The organism is Escherichia sp. TW14182 (genome assembly GCF_000208525.1).
GTDB classification, from domain to species: domain Bacteria; phylum Pseudomonadota; class Gammaproteobacteria; order Enterobacterales; family Enterobacteriaceae; genus Escherichia; species Escherichia ruysiae.
The window spans coordinates 1-1,710 of record NZ_AEJZ01000323.1 but is presented as its reverse complement, the minus strand read 5'-3'; the positions used below and the strand labels follow the sequence as shown (position 1 = coordinate 1,710).

At 45.6% G+C, this 1,710-nt stretch carries 3 protein-coding genes; all 3 read right to left on the bottom strand.

Features of this window, described 5'->3' with window-relative positions; all coding sequences use genetic code 11:
* The coding region (locus EQY_RS26965; protein ID WP_237712281.1) for a DUF2726 domain-containing protein at positions 1-170 on the bottom strand (170 nt) is incomplete at its 3' end.
* A 141-nt stretch (positions 171-311) separates the two neighbouring features.
* Complete coding sequence (locus EQY_RS0120965; RefSeq protein ID WP_000235173.1) at positions 312-1,004, bottom strand: hypothetical protein; 693 nt, start codon at positions 1,002-1,004, stop codon at positions 312-314.
* A gap of 127 nt (positions 1,005-1,131) precedes the next feature.
* Positions 1,132-1,710 (bottom strand): complement resistance protein TraT (traT, locus tag EQY_RS0120960; RefSeq protein WP_000319893.1); only part of this gene is annotated, 579 nt, incomplete at its 5' end.

Below are 1,710 nucleotides of genomic sequence, written 5' to 3'. Positions count from 1 at the left end.
TCACAGTGCCATTGCGAAATCTGCCGGAATAACCTTCTGTTCTCTGCCTCAGAGAACCCGGGGCAAACCTGAACCACATCAACCAGACGAACCTGCGCCATCACCAGCAAAGGGTATCCCGCCAGCGCGCGGCAGAGTTCACGAAAAAATTCACGTTCGCGCGCAGTCATAAAATGCTTTGACTGATAACAACGATGTTTTTTTAAAAGCCGGTCAATGTATTTCTGATTTCCTGTATATTTCTTCGTTCTTCCGGGAAGGATCAGGATAAGCAGTATTACTGCCAGAAAAACAACATACTCCATTTATTATCAGTCTCCATTCATATTCCACGTATATCCCTCTCCCCGGAAAATATGCCCTCCGGCACGATAGCCGCAGTTCATCATGTGCAATGCTCTTTCAATTAATCCAATGACAAACTGAATATCTTTTCCGCTTTTATACTGAATTTGCAGACACAGGCGCTGATGTGTTTCCGGGCCGCCAGATTCTTTTGGTCGAAAAAAATATCCGCCTTCCGGGTTGATTCTTCCTGAAAGTATTTTGCCGGATTTTTCATCCAGGCAGGCAGAATGCAATGCCCAGGTCACATTATCCTCCTGAATCCCGTCAATACGGCTTATTCCCGGCATCCAGACCAGCTGTTGCCCATGCTGACGAATGATATCCCCGATCTGCTGACAAAGCAGTAACAATGGTAACGTATCCGGAGCCACAACAACGAGAGTAAGGAGATGGTACTCTTTTCGCGTTGAAAGACACGCAGAATAGTCATAACACTCAACAGCGTGATTTTCTTTATTTCTCCGAAAAAAGAACCAGGCAATTATCATTACCAGAATAAAAAAACACAAAACGGTCATTATACCAATATTATCATTAATGAAATCGACAAGGTTATATGCGGGTTTATTGATATATTGTATGTGCGTGGTTGGTATTGGTGCTTCATGAATATATTCTGGCGGCGCAACAAGTTTATCTTCTACAGGAGTAGCCATAGAAACTCCATTATGTGAACAGGTCAGACACTGCGAAAAGAGAAATTATTTTTTCGCTGTTGAATAAGATTTTGTGAAATGTCAGTAAAGGCATTCCCGCTGGCGGATTCAGCGGGAATCAGAAAAATTACAGAATATTAGCAATAGATTTTGCTAACTGATCTTCAAGAACCGGTTTGGCTTCTTCAAATTTCAGGTTAACTTTGTTGGCACTGGACACAATACGCGTCTGATATTTATGCTGGTTACCTGTTTCACTGCTGGTCTGCACTTTATAACCCGACGTTCCCTGCTTCAGCGCAGCCACATTGTCAGTCGTCACCTGCGCGGAAGTGCGCTCTGCGATCTGCACATCAGTTACCATGGTGTAGTTGATATCTTCCACCATCGCATCAGCCGCCATTCCCACAAGGCCGGCAGCCAGTCCTACCCCCAGCGTGGCACCGGCAGAATTGGAGTTATAGGCTGTAATGCCTGCCCCTAACGCCGCAGCCTGAACAGCCCCCTCGTACCCCCGACTCAGAAAGCCCTGTGCTTCCCGCAAATCCATTTTATCGGCTTTCAGTACGTTCGCCTGAATCCAGTAATGCGCGTCGGCAGGATTATTCACGATACGATAGCCTTTCGCCTGCACCTGGCTGTTAATTTTTCCCTGAAGGCCACTCATGTCCTTATCGGAAGTATTTTTGATTTGCAGATAAACGGT